General features: G+C 72.8%; 18 protein-coding genes. 11 read left to right on the plus strand and 7 right to left on the minus strand.

All coding sequences use genetic code 11. The features are described 5' to 3' along the window. Positions 1–53: 53 nt before the first annotated feature. Positions 54–1,136: a succinyl-diaminopimelate desuccinylase gene (gene dapE / locus M5362_RS20175; protein ID WP_260229035.1), complete on the minus strand. Its 1,083-nt coding sequence runs from the start codon at positions 1,134–1,136 to the stop codon at positions 54–56. Between the two features lie 38 nt (positions 1,137–1,174). Here dapE and M5362_RS20180 point away from each other — a divergent pair, with 38 nt between their 5' ends. Together M5362_RS20180 and M5362_RS20185 are read left to right on the plus strand one after the other, a co-directional pair. Then, a complete protein-coding gene (locus M5362_RS20180; protein ID WP_260229036.1) occupies positions 1,175–2,095 on the plus strand; it encodes a hypothetical protein in 921 nt (306 codons plus the stop codon). Between the two features lie 445 nt (positions 2,096–2,540). Beyond that, a complete protein-coding gene (locus M5362_RS20185; RefSeq protein WP_260229037.1) occupies positions 2,541–2,999 on the plus strand; it encodes an ATP-binding protein in 459 nt (152 codons plus the stop codon). Between the two features lie 128 nt (positions 3,000–3,127). Here the strand turns inward: M5362_RS20185 and M5362_RS20190 are convergent, their stop codons facing one another. Beyond that, the gene (locus M5362_RS20190; protein ID WP_260229038.1) at positions 3,128–4,237 is read right to left on the minus strand and encodes a bifunctional succinyldiaminopimelate transaminase/glutamate-prephenate aminotransferase; all 1,110 of its coding nucleotides are present in this window, start codon (positions 4,235–4,237) and stop codon (positions 3,128–3,130) included. An 84-nt stretch (positions 4,238–4,321) separates the two neighbouring features. Next, positions 4,322–4,642 carry a ferredoxin gene (gene fdxA, locus M5362_RS20195; RefSeq protein WP_003985062.1) on the minus strand — a complete coding sequence of 107 codons (321 nt, stop codon included), beginning with the start codon at positions 4,640–4,642 and terminating at the stop codon, positions 4,322–4,324. Between the two features lie 112 nt (positions 4,643–4,754). On the opposite strand from fdxA, the gene M5362_RS20200 reads away from it, so the two are divergent. The 5 genes from M5362_RS20200 to M5362_RS20220 all read left to right on the plus strand — a co-directional run bounded on the left by M5362_RS20200 (position 4,755) and on the right by M5362_RS20220 (position 9,322). Beyond that, positions 4,755–5,756, plus strand: coding sequence for a GNAT family N-acetyltransferase (locus M5362_RS20200; protein ID WP_260229039.1), 1,002 nt, complete (start codon positions 4,755–4,757; stop codon positions 5,754–5,756). Continuing rightward, the gene (locus M5362_RS20205) at positions 5,753–6,589 is read left to right on the plus strand and encodes a transglutaminase-like domain-containing protein (RefSeq protein WP_260229040.1); all 837 of its coding nucleotides are present in this window, start codon (positions 5,753–5,755) and stop codon (positions 6,587–6,589) included. Before M5362_RS20200 ends, M5362_RS20205 begins: the two co-directional genes overlap by 4 nt. A gap of 97 nt (positions 6,590–6,686) precedes the next feature. After that, a complete protein-coding gene (locus M5362_RS20210) occupies positions 6,687–7,196 on the plus strand; it encodes a DinB family protein (RefSeq protein ID WP_260229041.1) in 510 nt (169 codons plus the stop codon). Between the two features lie 143 nt (positions 7,197–7,339). Next, positions 7,340–7,660, plus strand: coding sequence for a hypothetical protein (locus tag M5362_RS20215; RefSeq protein WP_260229249.1), 321 nt, complete (start codon positions 7,340–7,342; stop codon positions 7,658–7,660). A 69-nt stretch (positions 7,661–7,729) separates the two neighbouring features. Continuing rightward, on the plus strand, positions 7,730–9,322 hold the full coding sequence (locus M5362_RS20220) for a serine/threonine-protein kinase (RefSeq protein WP_260229042.1): 1,593 nt from the start codon (positions 7,730–7,732) through the stop codon (positions 9,320–9,322). An 18-nt stretch (positions 9,323–9,340) separates the two neighbouring features. Here the strand turns inward: M5362_RS20220 and M5362_RS20225 are convergent, their stop codons facing one another. Genes M5362_RS20225 through M5362_RS33185 form a run of 3 tightly spaced genes read right to left on the minus strand, consistent with a single transcriptional unit; the run spans position 9,341 to position 10,438 of the window. Further along, positions 9,341–9,628, minus strand: a complete 288-nt coding sequence (locus M5362_RS20225; protein WP_260229043.1) for a DUF397 domain-containing protein — start codon at positions 9,626–9,628, stop codon at positions 9,341–9,343. Continuing rightward, positions 9,600–10,253 (minus strand): DUF5753 domain-containing protein, encoded by a 654-nt coding sequence (locus M5362_RS20230; RefSeq protein ID WP_308354889.1) that lies wholly within the window; start codon positions 10,251–10,253, stop codon positions 9,600–9,602. Before M5362_RS20230 ends, M5362_RS20225 begins: the two co-directional genes overlap by 29 nt. Beyond that, positions 10,247–10,438, minus strand: a complete 192-nt coding sequence (locus M5362_RS33185; protein ID WP_308354890.1) for a helix-turn-helix transcriptional regulator — start codon at positions 10,436–10,438, stop codon at positions 10,247–10,249. Before M5362_RS33185 ends, M5362_RS20230 begins: the two co-directional genes overlap by 7 nt. Positions 10,439–10,553: 115 nt before the next feature. On the opposite strand from M5362_RS33185, the gene M5362_RS20235 reads away from it, so the two are divergent. The 4 genes from M5362_RS20235 (at position 10,554) to M5362_RS20250 (ending at position 14,225) form a co-directional block, all read left to right on the plus strand. Continuing rightward, entirely contained in the window at positions 10,554–10,778 is a 225-nt protein-coding gene (locus M5362_RS20235) for a hypothetical protein (RefSeq protein ID WP_260229044.1), read from the plus strand. Between the two features lie 250 nt (positions 10,779–11,028). Then, a complete protein-coding gene (locus M5362_RS20240; RefSeq protein ID WP_260229045.1) occupies positions 11,029–11,955 on the plus strand; it encodes a hypothetical protein in 927 nt (308 codons plus the stop codon). Positions 11,956–12,075: 120 nt separating this feature from the next. Next, positions 12,076–12,654, plus strand: a complete 579-nt coding sequence (locus M5362_RS20245) for a phosphoesterase (RefSeq protein ID WP_260229046.1) — start codon at positions 12,076–12,078, stop codon at positions 12,652–12,654. Continuing rightward, entirely contained in the window at positions 12,651–14,225 is a 1,575-nt protein-coding gene (locus M5362_RS20250; protein ID WP_260229047.1) for an alkaline phosphatase, read from the plus strand. The genes M5362_RS20245 and M5362_RS20250 overlap by 4 nt, the downstream gene beginning before the upstream one ends. Before the next feature lie 76 nt (positions 14,226–14,301). Here M5362_RS20250 and M5362_RS20255 read toward each other — a convergent pair whose 3' ends face one another. Continuing rightward, positions 14,302–16,125, minus strand: coding sequence for a hypothetical protein (locus M5362_RS20255; protein WP_261366240.1), 1,824 nt, complete (start codon positions 16,123–16,125; stop codon positions 14,302–14,304). Positions 16,126–16,244 lie beyond the last annotated feature (119 nt).

A 16,244-nucleotide genomic window follows, 5' to 3' on the forward strand; every position in this document is an offset into this window, starting at 1 on the left:
CTGATTCGGTCAGGGTAGGTCCACAGACGTGACAAAAAGCAGAATTCCGGTTGTCACGCGGTGAGCCAGTCGCGGAGACGTGTCTCGCACTGGACGATCCGCTCCACGACGACGTGCTCGTCCACCTTGTGCGCGTAGATCGGGTCGCCGGGGCCGTAGTTGACGGCGGGAACGCCGAGGGCGCTGAAACGGGCCACGTCGGTCCAGCCGAACTTGGGGTGGGCCGTGCCGCCGACCGCCTTCATGAACGCCTCGGCGGCCGGGTGGGAGAGGCCGGGCAGGGCGCCTCCGCTGTGGTCGTCGACGACGAACTCGGTGACGCCGCAGTCGGCGAAGACCTCGCGGACGTGCGCCTCGGCCGCCTCAGGGGTGAGGTCGGGGGCGTAGCGGTAGTTGACGACGACGGTGCAGGCGTCCGGGATGACGTTGTTGGCGACGCCGCCCTCGATCCGTACCGCGTTGAGACCCTCGTGGTACTCCAGGCCGTCGATGACCGGCTTGCGCGGCTCGTACGCGGCGAGGCGGGCGAGGATCGGGGCCGCGGAGTGGATGGCGTTGGAGCCCATCCAGGAGCGCGCGGAGTGGGCGCGCTCGCCCTGCGTGTGCAGGAGTACGCGGAGTGTGCCCTGGCAGCCGCCCTCGACCTCGGCGTTCGATCCTTCGAGGAGGATCGCGAAGTCGCCCTCGAGCCAGTCCGGGTGGGCCTCGGCGACCTTCCCGAGGCCGTTGAGGTGGGCGGCGACCTCCTCCTGGTCGTAGAAGACGAAGGTGAGGTCGCGGTTGGGCTCGGGGACGGTGGCGGCGATCCGGAGCTGGACGGCGACTCCCGACTTCATGTCGGAGGTGCCGCAGCCCCACAGGATGCCGTTCTCGTCGAGGCGCGACGGCACGTTGCCCGCGATCGGCACGGTGTCGATGTGCCCGGCGAGGATCACGCGCTCCCCGTGGCCGAGCCGGGTGCGGGCGACGACGTTGTTGCCGTACCGGTCGACGGTGAGGTGCGGGAGGGCGCGCAGGGCGAGCTCGATCGCGTCGGCGAGGGGCTTCTCGGTCCCGCTGACCGAGGGGAAGTCGACGAGCGCGGCGGTGAGCGCGGGTCCGTCCAGCGTGAGGTCGAGGGGAGCATTGTCAGCCATGTGCCGACCCTAACCCGGCCTCCAGTACGGTGGGCCCCGTGTCCGAGCCCACCCGTACCCCCCGCACCCGCCGCTCAGGCCGTCTCGCCAGGTACACGGCGGCCTTCGCCGTGCTCTGCGGCCTGATCGCCTATGTGGCCGTGCACCACCTGACGGGCTCCAAGGGCGCCCCGCGGTGCACGGTGGGCAGTGGCGAGAACACATACGAATTCACCCTGGAGCAGGCGTCCAACGCCGCGACGATCTCCGCCGTGGGCACCACGCGCCGGATGCCGGAGCGGGCGGTCACGATCGCTCTGGCGACTGCGCTCCAGGAGTCGGCGCTGCGCAACATCCGGCACGGCGACCGGGACTCCCTCGGGCTGTTCCAGCAGCGCCCGTCCATGGGCTGGGGGACGCCGGAGCAGATCATGGACCCGGTGTACTCCTCGGGCAGGTTCTACGAAGGTCTCGCGAAGGTTCCGGGCTATTCGCGGCTCCCGCTGACCGTGGCGGCGCAGAAGGTGCAGCGCAGCGGTTTCCCGCAGGCGTACGCGAAGCACGAGCCGGACGCGGCGCTCCTCTCGGCCGCGCTGACCGGCCGCTCGGCCGCCGCCCTGCGCTGCACGACGAGCCCGGCGCAGGACGGTGTGGCGGGCGATCCGGCGAAGGTGCGGGCCGAGCTGGTACGGGCCTTCGGCGAGAAGGCCGCCCCCAGGACGACGGCCGGCGGCAGCGCGCGGACGAACGTGGGCTCCTCCCCCGCCGTGGTCTCCGTGCCGGTCCTCGCGACCACGGGTTCCGACGCGCAGCGCGGCTGGGAGCTCGCGCACTGGGCGGTCGCCCGCGCGGACGATCTGCGGATCGTGGAGGTGGCGTACGCGGACAAGGTCTGGCGTGCGGCCGACACCTCGGGCACGTGGACGAGGACGGCGGACGCCGCCGGCAAGGGAACGGTCCGCATCCGCCTCGCCCGGTAGCCGGACACGCCCGGCGGCGCCCCGCCCGATAGCCGGACAGCCCGGCGGCGCCTTGCCCGGCGGACCGGACGGGCGTGCGCCTCGCCCGGCGAGCCGGGCTCGCCACGGCCTCCCCCGTCGGCGCGACCTGCGCCGTCCGCCCGCCCGTCGGCGTCGCGAACCCGCTCCCGCCCTCGACCGGCGACCGGACGGGCGTGCGGGGTGTCGCCCGACCGGGTATTCGCCGACGCCCACCGGCAACCCCTCCGTCCTCACCCGTCACTCCCCTTGCCCCGCAAGGGAAGTGACGGTTCCGCAGCGGTTGGATCTTCGGCGCGTTCGTCCGCTTTCCTCCCACCCGATAATGCGATGCATTGCGCAGCCTTTACCTTCGACCGCCGCAACCTCCCCCTCCCCCGCCTCGGTTGTCACGGTGACAGAACGTCCTCTCCGTCGAAGGAGCACCATGTCCCTCCCCCTGACCCGTCGGATCGCCCGCGCCGCCCTTCTCGTCGCGGCCGGAGCAGCCCCCGTGGTCGGTGCGGCCGGCTCCGCGAGCGCCATGGACCACAACCTCGCGCCGACCGGCGCCCTCTCCGGCGTCAGCTCGCTCGACACCGCAGGTGTCGGCAACGCCGTCGACGGCGCCTCGCAGACCGCTACCGGTGTCGTCGGCGACACCGGTAGCAAGGCCGTCGGCAAGGCCGTTCCGGCCGCCGGCAAGACCGTGGGCGAGGCGGGCAGGACCGCCACCCCGGCCGCGCAGAAGGTCGCGGGCGACACCGCGGGCAGCGCGGGCGAGGTGCTCGGCGAGACCGCCGGCGCGGCCACCGAGAGCGCCCCGTCCGCGGGCGGCCTCGGCCAGGCCCTGCCCACCGGCGGCGGCGGCGTGCCGTCGCTGGGCGGCCTGCCGCTCGGCGGCTGACCCCTCCGGTCCTCCCGGACCGGTACGGGAGAGGGCCCGGGGAGCGCGATGCTCCCCGGGCCCTCTCCCGTTGCGTACGAACCCGTCGCGCACGAACCCCTCGCGCACGACCCCGTCGCGTACGGCGTTCAGCCCAGGCGCTTGACGGCCGCCTCGACGCGCTCGTCGGTGGCGGTGAAGGCCACCCGGACGAACCGCTCCCCCGCCGTCCCGTAGAAGTCGCCGGGCGCGACCAGGATGCCCTTCTCGGCCAGGTACGCCACCGTGTCCCAGCACGGCTCGTCCCGGGTCGCCCACAGGTAGAGGCTCGCCTCGCTGTGCTCGATCCGGAAGCCGTGCGCCTCCAGCGCCGTCCGCAGCGCCGAGCGCCGGGCCGCGTACCGCTCTCGCTGCTCGGCCACGTGCGCGTCGTCGCCCAGGGCGGCGACCGTGGCGGCCTGCACCGGGGCGGCCGTCATCATGCCGCCGTGCTTGCGGATCTGGAGCAGCTCTCCGAGGACGTCCGCGTCGCCCGCGACGAACGCGGCGCGGTAGCCGGCCAGGTTGGAGCGCTTGGAGAGCGAGTGGACGACGACGATCCCCTCGTACGTACCGCCGGACACGTCCGGGTGCAGCACGGAGACCGGGTCGGCCTCCCAGCCCAGCTCCAGGTAGCACTCGTCGGAGAAGACGAGGATGCCGTGCTCGCGCGCCCAGGCGACGATCCGGGTCAGCTCGTCCTTGCCGAGGACCTTGCCCGTCGGGTTGGAGGGCGAGTTGAGCCACAGCAGCCTGACCCGGGCCGGGTCGAGGTCGGTGGTCGGGTCGTCGTAGACGACGGGCTCCGCGCCGCAGAGCCGCGCGCCGACCTCGTACGTCGGGTAGGCGAGGCGCGGGTAGGCGACCTGGTCCCCGGCGCCGAGACCCAGCTGGGTCGGCAGCCAGGCCACCAGCTCCTTGGAGCCGACGACCGGCAGCACGTTCCTGTGGGTGAGGCCGACCGCGCCGAGTCGCCGCTCGCACCAGCCGGTGAGCGCGTCCCGCAGCTCGGTCGTGCCCCAGACCGTGGGATACCCCGGCGAGTCGGCCGCCGCGACCAGTGCGCGCTGGATCAGCTCCGGCACGGGGTCGACCGGCGTGCCCACGGAGAGGTCCACGATGCCGTCCGGGTGGGCCACCGCCGTCTTCTTGTACGGCTCCAGCTTGTCCCAGGGGAAGACGGGCAGGCGCGAGGAGACTGCGCCCGAGACTGCGCTCACGAGTTGGCTCACTTCGTCGTACGTACGGGGAAACGCGTCGGTCCCGTACAGCGGGCGAGGCCGTACGGGACCGAGGGCGGTGGATCAGCCGTTCTGCGGCGGCAGAGCGGCGATGAAGGGGTGGTCTCGCTCGATCAGGCCGAGCTTGGAGGCACCACCGGGCGAACCGAGCTCGTCGAAGAACTCGACGTTCGCCTTGTAGTAGTCCTTCCACTCCTCCGGGGTGTCGTCCTCGTAGAAGATGGCCTCGACCGGGCAGACCGGCTCACAAGCACCACAGTCGACGCATTCGTCCGGGTGGATGTACAAGGACCGGGAGCCCTCGTAGATGCAGTCGACGGGGCACTCCTCGATGCATGCCTTGTCCTTGACGTCGACACAAGGCTGCGCGATGACGTAGGTCACGCTGTCGTTCCTCCTCGGTAGGGCTGGTCTGCGCGGGAGCGCGGCGTCGTCGATGCCCGCCCCTAGTATCTCCGTTCTTGGGGACGATCCGAACAGGAGGGGCGGAGAAGCTGTGGAATTCACCGCAGGAGGTCGCCTTGAGGTGCGTATTACCCGTGCTGACGTGGGAAAACGTGTCTCAGTTCGGTATGTGACGGTCGGAGGCGACCCGGGCGGGAAGTTCACGGACGCGGTCGGCGTGCTCACATCATGGGACAGCGGTGTGCTCTTGATCACACGCCGGACCGGTGAAGCCGTCCGCATCGCGGAATCCGCGCTGGTCGCGGGCAAGGTCGTGCCCGCCGCCCCGGCCCGCAGGCGCGGCCCCGCGGCCTCCTTCGAGGAGCTGGCCCGGGCGATGGCGCGCGGGTGGCAGCCGGTGGAGAGCGAGGCCCTGGGCGGGTGGACGCTGCGCGCGGCCGCCGGATTCACCCGGCGGGCCAATTCGGTGCTGCCGCTCGGCGACCCCGGGCTGCCGCTCGGCGAGGCGCTCGCGCGGGTGCGCGACTGGTACGCGGAGCGGGACCTCCCCGCCTACGTCCAGACGGCGACCGGCGCCGAGGGCACGCAGGAGCTCCTCTGCGCGGACCTCGAACGGCACGGCTGGCGGTCGGAGGTCACGGCGCAGGTACGGATCGGGGGGCTGGCACCGGTCGCGGACCTGGACGCGGACGTGTCGCGCGTCCGGCTCGCGCGGAGTGTGGACGAAGCGTGGCTACGTCGCTACAACCGGTCCGGTGTGGTCGGACCCCATGTGCTGACCGTCCTGTCCAACGGCCCGAGTGTGTGGTTCGCATCCGTACCGGGCACGGGAGACATACCGGCGGCGATCGGGCGGTGTGTGGTCGACGGCCGCTGGGCCGGATTCATGGCCGTGGAGGTCGACCCCGCGTACCGGCGGCAGGGGCTGGCCACGAGCGTCATGACGGCGCTCGCGCGGCGGGCCCTCGACGAGGGCGCGTCGGCGGCCTGGCTGCAGGTGGAGACCGAGAACGAGGCGGCACGGGCGCTGTACGAGGGGATGGGCTTCGCGGTCCATCACCACTATCACCACTATCGGGCGGCGGAGGCGTGAGCGAGGTGACCGGCGTGACCGACTGGCGGCGGGAGTTCGCGGAGGAGGCCCGTTCGCGGCGCCCCGACCTCGCGCGGCTCTGCCTCCTGATCGGGGCGGTCGCGGACGACGCGGTGACACCGGCGGACCTGGACGCGGCGGAGATCGAGCTGGACCGGCTGGCCGGTGAGCTGCCGTACGGTCTGCGCGACCCGGACGACTGGGTGGCCGCGCTGGCCCGGCTGCTCGGCGGCCGGTATGACTTCCAGGGCGTCCCGGCCGACTACCAGCGGCTGGAGTCCTCGCTGCTGCACGAGGTCCTCGGGCGCAGGCGCGGCCTGCCGATCCTCCTCTCCGTGGTGTGGATGGAGGTCGCCCGCAGGGCGGGGGCGCCGGTGTACGGCCTCGGCCTGCCGGGGCACTTCGTGGTGGGCTTCGGCGACCCGTCGGCCCAGGTCTTCGCGGACCCCTTCGCGGGCGGCCGGCCGATGACGGGCATGGACGCGGAGCTGCTGGTCGCGGGTGCGACGGGCGGGCCCCTCGAACCGTCGATGCTGCGCCCGGCGGACCCGCTGGACATCGTCATGCGGATCCTGAACAACATCCGCGCCTGGGCCTCACCCCGCCCGGAGTGCTCCAGTGTGGCGCTGTGGGCGGTGGAGCTGTCCCTGCTGCTCCCCTCCCACCCGGCCCGGCTGCGCTACGAGCACGCGGAGCTGCTGGTGCAGCGGGGCGAGTTCCTGGCGGGGGCGGCGGAGATGGAGGCGTACGCCTCGGTGGTCGACGTGGTCGAACCGAGCGCGGCGGCCTCGATCCGCAACCGGGCACAGGCGGCACGGGCGCTGCTGAACTAGCCCGTGTCCTGTGCCCGGCGTGGCGGCCCGCCGGGGTCGGCCGCCGCGGCCCGTATTTCGCTGGACACCGCGTCGGGGCTACGGGACGCTGCCCGCGATGACACGACGAACCGATACGCCTCCCTCCTGGGACGAGCGCACGCAGCTGTCCACCTTCCTCGACTACGCGCGCGACGCGGCACGGGCCAAGTGCGAGGGACTCTCCGAGGAGGACGCCCGCAAGGCGCCGCTCCCGACCTCGCCCCTGATGACGATGTGCGGCCTGATCAGCCATCTCCGCTGGGTCGAGCACTACTGGTTCCGGGAGGTGTTCCTCGGCGAGGAGCCCTCGGGTCCCCTTCCGACCGAGGAGGACCCCGACCCGGAGATGCGCCAGGCGCTCGACATCCCGCTCTCCCGCCTTCTCCGGGAGTACGAGGAGCAGAGCGACCGGTTCCGCGTGCTGCTCTCCGAGCACGACCTGGACACCAGGGCGAGCCGCACCTTCAGGGACGGCCGCAACCCGGACCTCCGCTGGATCGTCCTCCACCTCATCGAGGAGACGTCCCGCCACAACGGCCACCTCGACATCGTGCGTGAGCTGCTCGACGGCCGGACGGGCGTCTGACCGACGTCGGCCTCGGTGTCCCCGGCGCGGGGGGAGAGCGGCCGGGGCGCCACGGGCAGAACGCGTTGTGGAGCCCCGGGCGCCCGCATAGGGTCACCCGCATGTCTGTACGTCTCCGTATGCGTCACGCACTGCCCGAAGCGATGCGCGCCCGCGACAAGGCCGCGGTGAGCGCCCTGCGCTCGACGCTCGCCGCGCTGGACAACGCCGAGGCGGTCCCCGCGACCGAGGCCCAGCTCCGCGGCACGGCCCTTGAGGCGTCGCCCGCCGGTGTCGGCGCCACCGAAGCCGCACGCCGTGAGCTGAGCGAGCACACCGTGAGGGAAGTCGTACGCGCCGAGGCCGCCGAACGTCTGGAGGCCGCCGAGCAGTTGACCGCGCCCGCCCACGCCGACCGGGCTGCGCGGCTCCGCGAGGAGGCAGACGTACTGCTGCGCTTTCTCGACGGCCCCGAAAGCGCCTAGAAGCCCTCCTCGCGAGGACCGGCAGCCCTAGGATCTTGTGCATTCAGGGGAGATCCGAGGGGGCCCGGGATGAGACCGCTCGACGCATCCATGCCGACGGAGGCCGGGCCGTACCGTCTGCTCACCGAGCTCGGCAGCGGCGGCATGGGGCGCGTGTTCCTGGGCGCCGCCCCTGACGGCCGTCTCGCGGCGGTGAAGCAGGTGCACCACCGGTTCGCCGCCGAGGACGGTTTCCGGAGCCGGTTCCGGCGCGAGGTCGCCGCCTCGCGCAAGGTCTCGGGCGCCTACACGGCCGCCGTGATGGACGCCGACGCGGACGCGGAGCTCCCCTGGCTGGCCTCGGTCTTCGTGGCCGGCCCCTCCCTGGGCGCGGCCGTGACGGCCGCCGGTCCGCTGCCCGCCGAGACGGTACGCCGACTGGCGCTGGGTCTGGTGACGGCACTGGACGAGATCCACCGGGCGGACCTCATCCACCGCGACCTCAAACCGGAGAACGTCCTGCTCGCCGAGGACGGCGTCCGCGTGATCGACTTCGGCATCGCCCGGGCGGCGGAGCCGGTGGGAGCGACGGCGCTGACCCAGACCGGCTGGGTGATCGGCTCGCCCCCGTTCATGTCGCCCGAGCAGGCGGAGAGCAAGGAACTCACCCCGGCCGGCGACGTGTTCTCGCTCGGCTCCGTCCTCACCTTCGCGGCGACCGGCCACGCGCCGTTCGCCGCCGGCTCGACGTTCAGCACGCTCTCCAACGTCGTCCACGCCGAGCCCGACCTCAGCGGGGTCCCGGACAGCCTGCGCACGGTGGTGGCCCGGTGCCTCGCCAAGGACCCGACGGCCCGCCCCACCCCGGCCGAACTCCGGGGCCTGCTGGGCCCGGTCACCCCCGCCACCCGCCCGTGGCCCCCGGCGGTCCACCGCCTGATCGCCGACCAGAGGGGCCGCCTGGACGTCCTGCTGGGTGGAGGTGACAACGAGGAACGCACATCGGTGCCGCCACCCCGTGAGCCGGAGCCTCAGCCCGAGCCCGCCCATGCCGCCGAGACCGTGACGGCGACCGCTCAGGATCCCCCGCCCGCGCCCGCGCACTCCGCGAGAAGGGGCGGCAGGCTCGTCGCCCTGGTCACCGCGGGCGCGCTCGCCTTGGCAGGCGCCGGAGTCGGTACGTATCTGCTGCTCCGGGAAGGCAGCAATGGCCCACCCGACAAGTACACGAAGGCACCCCTCTGCGCGGACGCGGCCCCGGCTCTGCCGCTGCCGCCCCGGTACCCCCAGCGGGACAACCACGTCTGGAACGACCCGGTCAGGGTGACCGACTGCCGCTGGTACGACGAGGACCCGGTGGCGAACTGGGCGGCCGCTCCGCACGCGATCGTCCGATGGACCGTGCGGCACAGCGCGGGCGCGAACGAGAACGCGGCGACACGCCAGAACCGGGACTTCGACCGCGACGCGGCCCCACCCGGCCTCCGGGACACCACGCTCGACTTCGGTGACGAGGCCTACTGGGACCCGTCCAGCGAGGCCAGGGAGTGCTCGCTGAACGTCCGCGACGGCAACCTCGTGGTGTGGGTCTCACTCAGCGGCGAGCGGCACCCGGACGGCTCGTGCGAGTCCGAGGCGAGGGCGATCGCCAAGACCGCGGTGTCGGAGACGCCGACCGGATGACCCTGCGTCGCAGGCGGGTCAGCGAAGCCCTCCGCCCTTGACCGCGCCGACGAACGACGCCCAGGCGGGAGAGGGGAAGAGGAGGGCGGGCCCGGTGGGGTTCTTGCTGTCCCGGACGGGGACGTGGGCGGGGCAGGCGGCGTCGTTGACTTCGAGGCATGCGCCGCTCTCGCCACCGCTGTAGGAGGACTTGCGCCAGGCGTCGCTGACTTCGAGGCACTCACCGCTGCTGCCGCCGCTGTAGGACGACTTCCGCCAGGCAGGGAGGACCGAGGCGTCAGGGATGCTTGTCGGTGCGTGCTGCATGCTCGTATTCCTCCGCGACGGACCCGATCAGAGCAAGCGACTCGCGATGGGACAGCGCGTCGCCCAGGGCATGATCGTAGACCTCCTGACACTCCCGGACCACGGACGGAGTCTCCCAGACACGGCCGGACTTCAGGCCTTCGACGTACGCGATTGGGGGGAGGTCCAAGAACCACATCAGCGAGACGAAGCCCTCCAACATGGCATGCGCGCCGACCGTGAAGGGGAGGACGTGCACGCGGATACGGCGACTCTCCCCCAGCCTCGCGATGTGACGGAGCTGTTCGCACATCACCGCCGGGCCGCCTATGTGTTGCCTCAGGACGGCCTCGTCCAAGAGCACCCACACCACAGGCGAGTCGAAGTTCTCCAGGATGCGGGCCCGCTCCAGCCTTGTGACAAGGAGCTTGTCACGTGCGCTGTCGCTCTTCGGCGGATGGCCGGAACCGAGCACCGCCCGCGCGTACGCCTCCGTCTGGAGGATGCCCGGAACCAACTTCGGGGCGTACTCCCGAATCACGACAGCCTGGCCCTCGAACTCCAGCGCCTCCGCGAAGTGCTCCGCCACCGCCCTGCCGTCCAGCGTCGGCAGGAACCGTTCGAAGAAGCCCTCCGCATTCAGCACCTGGTCAAGCCGCGCGCGTCCGCCACGTCCGGCCGCCGGCGGCCCGCCTCCATGTGCGCCAGGTGCGTCCGCGAGATGATCGTCAGTTCGCTCAGGCGCTCCTGGGTGAGGCCCGCCGCTTCTCTTCGGCGTTTGAGCTCTTCACCGTATTTTCGGCGTGACTCCGGATTGTCCTCGATTGCCATGACCAACTCCCCGACGTGCTGGTCGCGTTGTCACAAGCGAACCCCTGTCGAGCGTAACGTGATCCACGCCACTGTGTGACTGGAACAACACACAGAGCGAAAGGGCTCGCGAGCAATGCAAACCCCCCACGGTCCCGGCGCCTTCGTCGCCCACACCGGAACCGACGTCTACGGACCCGGCAAGGTCATCGGCGTGGACGGGATCCACCGGCGCGTGCGGTTCACGCACTTCGTGGCCACGATCCGCGCCGACGACCTCCGGCCCGCCTCGCCCCGCGAGACGCGGGAGATCCAGGAGTGGCTGCGCGCGAAGCGGCAGCGGTACGGCGGCGAGTGGTGATGCGGCTGCGCGTCTCGCGCGACGGTGGGCGGACCTGGTCCGCCACCAGGACATACACGCCCCGGCGGGGAGAGGTGCCGCTCGAATCGGTTCTGCGCTTCCCGCCCTGCCGGTGCCCCCGCTGCTTCGTCACATCGAGTGATCAGACGGACACGGGGTTTGCGGTACGGTGAGCACAAAAGCGGCCCCCGAGCTGGTTGCAGCCAGCACCGAGGGCCTTCACTTCGAGTGCCTCAGGAGAGCACCCGGAATGCTTCGTCATGCTAACGCGCCCGCTGGGCGCTTCTCTCAGATCCCCCACGAGATCCTTCGTCACCCCGATCTCCATTCCGACGCCGTACGGCTCCTGTGCTGGCAGCTCTCCCTCCCCGACGGCGTCAACGAGTCGCTCTCCAAGACCGCCGAACGAGCGGGCATCCGCAAGGTCGCCTTTCTGCGCGCCAAGGGGCAGTTGAAGGTCGCCGGCTATCTGCACGAGTGGCGCGAGCAGGGGCCCAGAGGGTGGTGGGCCACCCGGCAGCTCGTCTCCAACGTGCCGCTGAGTGCCGCCGAGGCGGCCGCCCTGCGGTCCGGGCCTCCGACGGACACCCGTCCGGCCGCCGGTGAGCCGACCGGTCGGGCCGTCGGCCGTCATCCAGACGCGACATGCGGGGAGAACACCTCCAACCCTCCCCCGCCCGGGGGCCGTGAGGCCGATCCCGGCGTCTTCGACGCTCCCGGACCCGCCGACGACCTCGACGTTCCCGAGGCCCGGCGCCTCGTGGACGGCCTGCTCGCCCTCGACCCCCGGCTGCGCGTGCCGCGCGCCATGCTCCCCGAGTTGGCGCGCCTCGCGGCCCGTTGGCTGGAGGCGGGGCACATGGCCGAAGCCGTACGGGACTCCATCGCCCGTTGCCTGCCGGGCCGGGGCAGTCCCATCCACCGCCCGGGCGGCCTGCTGCGGTACATCCTCCGCGAGGTACCTCCGGTCGCCCCGCCGCCCCCACCGCCCCGGGTCGCCAACCTCCGCGAGTGCGAGAGCGGGCGACACGTACAGCCGTATCTCTTCCGGCCGTCGGCCGACGAGGACGTCTGCGGGCCCTGCGGCCGCAGTGAACCGACGAGCCCGCTGGAGTGCCCTTCCCCCGCCACCGTCGGCCCGGCCCTGGCCCGCGCCGCCCTCCGGGACGGTCTCTAACGCGCTACCCGGTAGGTGTCTGTACAGCTCGGAGCCGCTGTTCTCCGGCCCGTCTTCACCGGTTCACTCCCGACTGCTGCGATGCACGCGCCATCGAAAGCGCTTGATCGAGGAGGGCGAGTGAATCTCGTAGTCAACGGCGACGCGGAGAGCGGGCCAGGCGGGTCCGCCGAGCCCGTCACCGAGGTGACCGGCTGGAAGGTGCCCGAAGGAGCGCCCGCGCTCATCGCGTACAGCCTGGGCAACGGCTATCCCGGGCCCGCCGACCCCGGTCCCGCCGACCGGGGCAGCCGGTTCTTCTCCGGCGGCGACAGCCCCCGTACCGCTCTCGTCCAGGACATCCTCCTGCCCACGCGCGGCGCCACCGGGCGGCGGGCCGTGGACGCCGGGCGGGTGCGCTACACGCTCGCCGGCTGGCTGGGCGGCTACGCGACGCAGGAGGACGGCGCACGGCTGTCCGTGGAGTTCCGGGACGCCGAGGGCACCCCGGTCGCCCTGTCCGTGCTCGGCCCGGTGACGGCCGCCGAGCGGCTCTCCCGTACCGCGCTCCTGGAGCGCACCGCGACCGCCACGGTGCCGCCCGGCGCACGCACCGCGCGGGTGCTGCTCGTCTTCACCCGCAGCGGCGGCGGGACGTCCAACGACGGTTACGCCGACGCGATATCGCTCACGCTGCACACCACGGGGGGACGCAAGTGACCAGGCTCAACCGCCGCGATCTGCTCAAGGCCGCCGGGGCCGCGGGCGCCCTGAACCTCGTCTGGCCGCTGGCCGCCGGGCTGTCGCCCGCGCAGGCCCTGGAGGCCGCGCAGGCGCTCGGCGCCGACTACGACCCGGCGCCGTTCACCCTCGGCGTCGCCTCCGGGGACCCGCAGCCGAGCAGCGTCCTGCTGTGGACCCGGCTCGCGCCCGAGCCGCTGGCCGCCGAGCAGAAGCTGCCCGAGATCGTGGAGGTCGACTGGGTCGTCGCCGCCGACCCCCGGCTGCGGCGGGTCGTCGCACGCGGCACCGCGCCCGCCTCCGCGACGCTCGGTCACAGCGTGCACGTGCCCGTGTCGGGGCTGCGCCCGAACACCCGCTACTGGTACGCCTTCACGGCGCTGGGCAGGCGCAGCCGTGTCGGCCGCACGAAGACCGCCCCCGTCGGCCGGGTCTCCTCGGTCCGCTTCGCCGCCGCCAACTGCCAGGCCTTCCACGACGGCTTCTACGCGGCCCACCGGGGCATCGCCCGCGAGAACGTCGACTTCGTCGTCCACCTCGGCGACTACATCTACGAGCACGGTCAGGTCGGCGGAGTCCCCGCCGACCACGTCCGCGACCACGAGGGCCCCGGGATCTTCACGGTCGCCGACTACCGCCGCCGTCACGCGCTCTACAAGGGCGACGCCTCCCTGCGCGAGGCGCACGCGGCCCACCCCTGGTTCCTGACGTGGGACGACCACGAGGTCGCCAACGACTACTCCGGTACGGGCGGGGGCGCGCCGTTCATGCAGCGGCGGGCGGCCGCGTACCAGGCCTGGTACGAGAACATGCCGCACCGCGACGGCGGCGCCGGGACCTCGGCCGCGCTGCCGGACCCCGAGATCCACCGGGTCCGCCGCTGGGGCGACCTGTTGGAGCTGACCGTCCTCGACCTGCGGTCGTACCGCTCGGCGCAGAACCTCTCCGACGGCACGATCCTCGGCGCCGGCCAGAAGACCTGGCTGAAGCGGACCATCGACCGGGCCCCGGACTCCTGGCACGTCTGGGCCAACTCGATCATGCTCAGCCAGCTGCGGAGCCGTCCCGGAGGATCGTTCATGTTCACCGACCAGTGGGACGGCTTCCTCGCCGAGCGCAAGGAGGTCCTCGGCCATGTGCACAGCTCCGGCATGGAGGACCTGGTCGTCGTCACGGGCGACTGGCACTCGGCGTTCGTCGACGACATCCGGCCCGACTTCGACGACGTCACCTCGCCGGTGATCGGTACGGAGTTCACGGCGCACTCGGTCACCTCGGGGGCGTACTCGGCGAGCTGGAACGCCACGAACGGGCCGGTCATGGGGGCGGGCAACCCGCACCTGAAGTACTTCGAGGGGAACCGCTACGGCTACGACGTCTACGAGGTCACCCCGGAGCGCTTCAGCGCCCACATGCGGGTCGTCGAGGACCGCCGCGACCCGGCGTCCCCCGTCTCCACGCTGACCACCTTCCACGTGGACCGCGGGCAGGCGGGCTCGTACGAGGACCCGGCGACGAAGAGCTCGCCGGCGCAGTACCGCAGGGACTGACACGCGGAAGGCGCCCGTCCCGCCGGTCGTGACCGGCGGGACGGGCGCCCGTGCGCTGTCGGCTGTGCGGCGGCGGTCAGCCCTGACCGGTGAGGTCGATGGTCTTCGTCCGCTCGGCCGGGGTCTTGCCCAGCAGGGCGTCGCGCATGACGAAGGCGACGTCGTCGGCGGAGACCTGGTGCTTCTTGCCGTCGCCCTTGGTGATCATGATGCCGTCGAAGACGCCGTCGAGGAGCCTGTCGATCGCCTTCTTGTCGTAGACCTCCACCAGGCGGCCGTTGACGGCCTTCATGGAGAGGATCTGCGGGAGCGACCGCGCGGGACCGAACTTGATCTCCTTCGCGCCCGCCTTGATCACGATCACGTCGGACATGGCGGGGCGGGCGAACTCCTTCATGGCCCGGTCCAGCTCCGTCTTGGTGATGGTGGGCTGGCGGGTGATGACGGGGAGTTCGACGGCCTTCGTCTGCCCGGTCTCGACCTGGGCGCGGTAGGCGTCCTTGACGAAGATCATCGAGCGGCCGACGTCCAGGCCCTTGCCCGGCTTGCCCTCCACGGCGGTGACCTTGCCGGGGGAGAACTTGACGGTGCCCTCGGTGGCCGAGCCGGACGCGCCGGCGACGTCGGTCAGGGCGACGGCCAGCTTCTCCTCGTCGACCGGGAGCTTCGGCTCGGCGACGCGCTCGCCTCCGAAGAGGGAGCCGATGACGGAGACGGGGTTGTAGTCGCTGCCCGCGGCGGCGCGGACGGTCTCCTGGCTGTCCAGGGAGAGACCCGCCTTGTCCGGGGCGAGCTCGACCGTCTTTCCGCCGACGTCGAGCTTCAGCGGCGCGTGCGCGCGCTTGCCGAGGGCGGCCTCCAGCTTGTTGACGCCCTCCTCCTTCGTACCGCCGCCGATGTCGACGCCGAGGACGGTCGTGCCCTTGGGGACGTCGGAGTGGTTGAGGAGCAGCCCGGCGCCGTAGGCGACACCGGCCAGGCCGAAGACGCCGACACCGAGGAGGACCAGCTTCGAGCGGCCCTTCTTCGCCGGGGCGGAGCCGCCGCCCGAGGAGGACGGCGCGGGGCGCGGGGCGGCCGGGGCCGGGGCGCCGCCGACGAACTCGGGGGTCGAGAAGCCGCGGTCCGGGAGGCGGGGCGTGAGGTCGGGGCCCGAGGGCACGACGGGAATGCCGCTGGTGAGCGTGTCACCGGAGACATGACCGCCGGGGCCGGGGGGCGGGGTGACGGGGACGGGGCTCTGTGGCGTCAGGACGGCGGTGTCGTCGGACATCCGCGGCGCGCCCGCGAAGGGGTCGCCGCCGAGCGGGCCCGAACCCATGGGGCTGCCGCCCGTCACCGGGCCCGAGCCCACCGGGCTGCTGCCCGTCACCGGGCCCGTGGTCGGACCGGTCGGCGGCTGCGGGGCGCCCTGGGCGTACGGCGCGCCGCCGGGGCCGTAGGCGGCCTCGTCCTGGGGCGGGGTCGCGAGGAACATCGGCGTACCGGACGCGGGGGTGGCCGAGATCGAGGAGCCGCCGACCCTGGGGATGCCGCCGGTCGCGGGGCCGGCGAAACCGGCGGTCTGGCCCGCGCCGGGGGCCGGGGGCCGCACCCCGGCGGGAGGCGTGCGGCCGGGGCCGGACGGGCGGGGGCCGGGAGCACCGGGGGCGCCGGGGCCGGACGGCGTCTCGGTCAGGTCGGAGAGGCCCGACTTCCCGGCCGGGGCGGCGGGCGCGGCGGGGGTGGCCGGAGCGGCGGGCGGGCCCGCCTTGCGCGGGGCGAACCAGTCGCTGGTCGGCTTCTCGTCCGCCTGGGGCGCCTCGGGCTCGGCGGGAGCGGGCGCGGGGGCCGGAGCGGGCGGCGGGGCGGGGGCTTCCGGCGCGGGGGCGGGTGCCTTCGCCGCGGCCGGGGCCTTCATGGGCTCCGAGGCGGCGTCCCCGACCGGCTTGCGGACCACGACGGGCGGGATCGGCCGCGAACCCGGGATGTTGATCCGGATCCGTGTGGTCAGCGTGGTCTCGGTCTTCGGCTCCTCCG

The sequence above is a fragment of the Streptomyces sp. Je 1-79 genome (genome assembly GCF_025195125.1).
GTDB lineage: Bacteria > Actinomycetota > Actinomycetes > Streptomycetales > Streptomycetaceae > Streptomyces.